Below are 6,100 nucleotides of genomic sequence, written 5' to 3' on the forward strand. Positions count from 1 at the left end.
ATACGTCCCCTTTCTTACTTATTTTTTCAACAGTTTACCAAGCTGCGGTGTTACTTCTTTCGACCAGCGATCCGACCACTCGGCTCTCATTTTCGCAAATTTCGCAAAATCGGGCTTGTACGTTTTGTCTGTTTCTTTTAGTCCGATGAACGGTTCGTATTTCTCCGACAGTTTCATTCCTTTTACGACCGGATAGAATCCCGCGTCTGCCGTCGCTTTTTGCGCCTCTTCGCCTACAAGATAGTTAATAAAATCAAGCGCTTCCTTTTTATGCGGCGTGTTTTTAACCAGGGTAGCGCTGAATGCTTGCAGCGGTACACCCTCTTTCGGTACAACCATTTTGAGCGGAACACCGGAAACAGCCAGGTCTCCAATAGCGTAGCTTCCCATCACTGTTACGTCGGCGGCGCCCTGCTGCATAGCCGGCATCATTTGCGTCGAGTTTTTGTAGAAAGTGGACGAATAACCGGCAAGTTCTTTCGCTTTTTTCAGACCAGGCTCCATGTTATCGATGCTGCCTCCGTTTGCCAGTGCCAGAGCGTATAAAGTATTAAAACCCCAGTCATTTGAAATATCCGAGAAGGCGGTTCTGCCTTTGTATTCCGGACGAGCGATGTCATTCCAGGATTCAATCGGTTTGATGTTATTCTTTTCGAAAGCCTCCGTGTTATAAGCAGGCGCGATGACAAGCCCGAAAGCAGGCGCGGCTGTTTTTTCCACAACGATAAAACGCGGATCGACGTTTTTCAGTGCAGGAACGTTCGTTTCGTCAAGAGGCTCGGTAAGTCCTTTTTCTTTGGCGCGCTGTACGTCAATCGGCACATAAAGTGCAATGTCGATCTGCGGCGCGTTTTTCTGCAGCTCTACTTTTGAGAGAATTTCACCTGAGAGGCCGGCGATGTAGTTGATTTGAATGCCGGTCTTTTCTTTGAACTTCGGAGCAATCTCGTCGCGAATGGCTTTTTCGATCTTACCTCCGTTTCCGGCGATGGTCAGCTGTTTGGCACCTTCTGCCGCAGGTGCGTTGCCAGCAGGGGCATCACCTGTTTTTTGTGCGGTAGGAACGCCGCAGCCTGCCAGGATGGCAAGCGTTAGAACGGCGAAGATAGAGATGAGTTTTTGCAGTTTATGCATAGTAATTGACCTCCTTATTAATTGGAATCCTTTCTTTTCTTTTTCATTTCTTCAAAATATTGAGCCGCACCCGGATGAAGGGGAAGATAGATATGCTTGTCCGCCTCTTCCGCTTTGATTTCTCTGGCGGCAGGATGAATATCATACATCTCGGGAAGATGTTCATAGAAACTCCGGGTTAACTCGTATGCCGTTTCTTTGGGCAGGTCGCTATGGGTGAGAAGCACATTTTTTACGACTACTGTTTCGACATCGTGGTCCAGTCCGCCGTATGTTTCCTTCGGAATAACTTTTTTTGAATAATAAGGGTACTGCCGCTGAAGCTCTGTCATTACTTGTTCCGGAATCTGCACCAGGGTAAGCGGAATGTCTTTCGCCAGCGAAGCAATATCGGGATTCGGCATGCCCGAGGAGAAAAAGGCCGCGTCAATAACCCCATCTCTAAGCGCCTGAGATGATTGGGAGAAAGAGAAATAATATTTTTTTACGTTATATCGCGTCAATTTTGCTGCCTGCAGGATACGTTCTGCCGTTAATTCCGTGCCGCTTCCGATGGGCCCCATACCAATCCGTTTCCCTTTTAAATCCTGTAGAGAACGAATTCCACTTTTTTTGGTAACTGCAATATGGATATAATTGGAATAAATTTCGGTGATGGCCCGCAAGCGGGATCGTTCGTATCGCTCTTCGGCGTTGTTTGGCTGGTTAACAGTCAGAAGCGCATCGACAGTGGCAAATCCCAGCTCCGCCTTCTTCTGGGCGACAAGTCTGGTATTTTCGATAGATGCCTTTGTGATTCGCGTACCTGTAACCGCGCCGTCATACCGTTCATAGATGTCGGCAAGAGCCTGACCGAGCAGGTAGTATACACCCGATATGTCGCCTGTGGCAATGGTGACATTTTGGCCCTGCAGCGAGGGAACAGACGCATCTTCCGATTGCCGCAGCGGATAGTATGAAACAGGAGAAGGGATTTCCTGTTTGTTTTCCGCGAGGGAGCAACCGACCGTGAGCCAGGTTAGCAAAAGAATTGCTCCCGCGAAAAAATAATGTTGTTTCATTTGCACGCTCCTTTCCTATATCAGAGTAATTGCAATTTTCGTTCCAATTTTCCGATTTATATAAATGTTAACGTTTTCAACTTGGAAAGAAGGATGTTAAAAATAATTCGGCAGAGTTTGCCGGATGAGACGGCGAATTTTGCCGAATCGGCAAATTCTGCCGAATTAGAAAATATTATAATTCTTGCTCATTTTGGATATTATAAAGCTTAATTTTATCACGCAGGCTTCGCTCCGAAATTTGCAGAACACGTGCGGTTTCCTGTCGATGCCAATTGCAGTGGTGAAGCGTGGCGGCAATGGCCCTTTTCTCGATTTCTTTCATAGGAGCACCGACGGGAATGCTAATGATGCGTTCGGCGTCAGCCCGGGCAGCAGGAATCGTGGTTGGACTAGGCTGCTGAACATATTCCGGCAGATCTTCTTCCGTAATGATGTCGGAGGAGGAAAGGGCGACGGCATACTCTATAATATTTCCGAGCTGGCGGATATTGCCCGGATAGTTGTAAGCGAGCAAGAGACGGCGCGCGGCTGCTGACAACCTTTTTGGAGCTTTGTCCATTTCCCGGGAGTATTTTTGCAGGAAGTATTCAAGCAGCAGCGGCAAGTCTCCCTCTCTTTCCCGCAGTGGCGGGACCGATATAGGGATGACATTAAGCCTGAAATATAAATCTTCGCGAAACGTTCCTTCCGCTACCATTTGTTCCAGCCGTTTATTTGTAGCGCTTACAATCCGTACGTCCAGGGAGATTTTTCGGTTTGACCCAAGAGGTGTCACTTCACGTTCCTGGAGAACCCGCAGAATCTTAGCCTGCAGAGCAAGCGGCATCTCGCTTATTTCATCGAGAAATAGCGTACCGCCGTTCGCTGCTGCCCACTTTCCTTCTTTTCGCTGCGTCGCTCCGGTGAATGCACCTTTTTCGTAGCCGAACAGTTCACTTTCCAGCAGCGTCTCCGGAATGGCTGCGCAGTTGACGATTTCTAACGGACCGTTCTTTCGCCTGCCTGTATCATGGATGGCACGCGCCACCAGCTCTTTGCCGGTGCCGCTCTCTCCGGTGATGAGCACGTTCGAATCGATATCTTTTACACGTTCAATCATGGAGAAGACATGTTCCATCGCCTTGCTTTTCCCTACGAAACATCTTCGTCCGCTGGTTTGCTGAAGCTGTGCATGCAGCGTCTCAACCTGAAGGGAGAGCCGTTTATGTTCAAGCGCTTTCATCATTAACAACTGTATTTCTTCCGTGTTAATCGGCTTTTCAATGTAGTAGTACGCCCCCTGCTTAATCGCTTCGATAGACGATTCGATGGAGGCGTAAGCGGTCATCATAATCACGATGACAGATGGATGCTTCTGTTTAATCTGACGCAGGATATCGATGCCGCTGCGGGACCCTATCCGCAAATCCAGCAGTACGATATCGAACGGATGCTGTTCCATTGCACGCAGTCCTTCCATGGGGTCAGTAAAAGCAGCGATATCATATGCGTCTTCTAGCGCAAAGCTAAGTGAGGTACAGATGGCGCGTTCATCATCAAGTATCAATACGTGCGGTTTCATTATGATTCCTCCTCCGGTTTATGCAACGGTAAAAAGACAGTGACTTTCGTTCCCAGGCCAGGATGGCTTGTTATGCGAATGTCTCCCTTGTTTTCTCTGAGCAGTTTATAGGAGAGGGGAAGTCCGAGTCCGACACCGTTATGTTTGCTTGAGTAGAAAGGTTCGAAAATACGTTTCATCTGTTCCGATTCGATTCCGGTCCCGGTATCGGCAATTGTAATTCGTCCTGTCTCCGCGTTTTCTTTTTCCACGGTAATTATGATTTTCTTCTCTGCTGTTTCTTCTACAGCATCAATGGCGTTGAGCAGAAGATTCAAAAAAACTTGCCGTATCTGCTGTGGATCAGTATAAAAGGCAATATCATCCTGGCAGGATTGTTCAAGAACAATCTCTTTCTTTTCCAGGGTAACCCGTAAAAACGTGAGCAAAGAAGTGAGCAGGGCGTTGGCCGGATACATTTCTTTGCTGGGCGAACGAGGACGGGCGTAATCCAGTAAATCGGTTACAATCGCATTCAGCCTGTTAATTTCAGCAGGCAGATGTTCCATGATGGCTTCCCGGAATTTTGGCTGATCGTATTTGCTGGGCAGCAGGTCGACGAATGTTTTAATAGACGTCAGCGGGTTGCGGATTTCGTGAGCGACTCCCGCTACAAGCTGGCCTAAAGCATGCAGCTTCTCCTGCATGACAAGCTTTTGTTCCAGGCGTGTCTCTTCCGTGCGGTCGGTCATAGAGAGCAAGTATCCTATTTGCTTTTTCTGGGCGTCATGCAGGGTGAGCAGACGGTAGTAAATCACTTTCCAGACTCCTGATTCGTTGATTTCTAATTTGGTTAAAGCGTTTTTGTGGCTTTGATGTTGTTCGCTGTTATCTCTGTAGTGTGCCAGAATACGGGCGAGCAGCGGAGGGTAGTTCTTCTCTTTGAAAAATCCATCCGTGAATCCCAGCATTTCATTTGCGCGCGTATTGTAGCTCGTTACCGTATAGTCCATACTGAATGTGACAATTCCGGTATGGATGTTATTTAAGATTTGTTCTTTGAATGCATCACGGTCAGCGATATCTTGACGTTGTTCTTGCAAATGGTGAGTAAGCAGCCAGAGTTCTTCGGTGCGACTTTGCACCGCTTTTTTTAAACGCTGGTTCCATAAATAAATAAACAGAAGCACGCACGCTGTTGCGATGAGAACCGTCGCCAGCAATTGAATGAACTTCTGTAGGCGGGCGATTTGTACATCCGATTCCGACATCAGCCAGTTATTCATGAGCTGATTAATTTCTCCTTTCGCTTTCATTGTTGTCAATGTCCGATTGATGACGGCAAGCAGCGAGTCGTCACCTTTACGAACGGCAATGGCGAAATCGGCCGGCTCGATAACTTCTTCCAGAATGATAAAGTTGTCCTGCTGTCTGAAATGCCGCAAGTATACGTTCGCTGTCCATTTATTACCGATAAATACATCCGCCCGCTTCTCAAGCAGGAGCAGCATACCGGAAAGCTGGTTTCTGGTGACCGTAAGATTGGAATGGCGCAGATTAAGCAGCGATTCCAGCACGGGTTTCCGATTTTGCAGAACGACATGCAGGGAGCGTATGTCGCTGATGCTGTGTACGGCCTGCCTTTTTTCTTTAGGAATAATTAACGCGTCCGACATGGTGAAGTACGGATCTGAGAAATCAAACGCACCGCTTTTTTCCGTACTGTATGTCATCCCGGCGATGGCATCGATTCGCCCCGCCTGCAGCTCTTTTTCCGCGCGGGCAAGGTCCATTGGAATGTATTCGAAGGCAAGATTATTATAGGTCGCGATTTTATCCATGATATCGATACTGGCGCCGACGAACGATCCGTTTGATGTTATATAAGAAAAAGGAGGAAGTGCCCATTCTGCCGCGATTTTGTATGTCTTTTTCACTGGCAGCTGTGAAGGAGAGACAGCGGCGCATACAAGCTGCGGGACCCCGAGCGACAAGACGAGTAAGGTATACACTAGCATAAGACGCTTTCGTAGACTCAAGCAAGCCACCTCTTCTGAGACGATAAATTGATATGTTAAAATTATAAATCAATAAAAATGTTTGACAATTGCCTAAATTGAAGTAAGTATACGTACAGTAAATCGCTTTTTGAAGAGGAACGGGGGAGTAAAGAAATGAAAAAAGAGATTGCATGATAAAAACATGCCGATTCATAAGAAAGGGCAGCTTTCCGTCAAATGGGAAGCTGCCTTTTGATTGGTTGCGGTTTATGAATTAGCCGAGAACACTCGTGACCTCAGTCATGAGATGAATCGGCTTCGGACAAGGGAAGGTTTTAGCCTTCTCGCAAGTCCGACTGTAC

General features: G+C 47.4%; 4 protein-coding genes. All 4 read right to left on the bottom strand.

The features are described from left to right. Nucleotides 1-18: 18 nt before the first annotated feature. Nucleotides 19-1,134, bottom strand: a complete 1,116-nt coding sequence (locus tag ADA01nite_RS00820; protein ID WP_146807997.1) for a polyamine ABC transporter substrate-binding protein — start codon at nt 1,132-1,134, stop codon at nt 19-21. Nucleotides 1,135-1,151: 17 nt separating this feature from the next. Beyond that, nucleotides 1,152-2,195: a TAXI family TRAP transporter solute-binding subunit gene (locus tag ADA01nite_RS00825; protein ID WP_146807998.1), complete on the bottom strand. Its 1,044-nt coding sequence runs from the start codon at nt 2,193-2,195 to the stop codon at nt 1,152-1,154. Between the two features lie 175 nt (nt 2,196-2,370). Continuing rightward, nucleotides 2,371-3,759 carry a sigma-54-dependent transcriptional regulator gene (locus ADA01nite_RS00830; protein ID WP_146807999.1) on the bottom strand — a complete coding sequence of 463 codons (1,389 nt, stop codon included), beginning with the start codon at nt 3,757-3,759 and terminating at the stop codon, nt 2,371-2,373. After that, nucleotides 3,759-5,777 (bottom strand): transporter substrate-binding domain-containing protein, encoded by a 2,019-nt coding sequence (locus tag ADA01nite_RS00835; protein ID WP_146808000.1) that lies wholly within the window; start codon nt 5,775-5,777, stop codon nt 3,759-3,761. Before ADA01nite_RS00835 ends, ADA01nite_RS00830 begins: the two co-directional genes overlap by 1 nt. Nucleotides 5,778-6,100 lie beyond the last annotated feature (323 nt).

The sequence above is a fragment of the Aneurinibacillus danicus genome, from assembly GCF_007991215.1.
Lineage (GTDB): Bacteria > Bacillota > Bacilli > Aneurinibacillales > Aneurinibacillaceae > Aneurinibacillus > Aneurinibacillus danicus.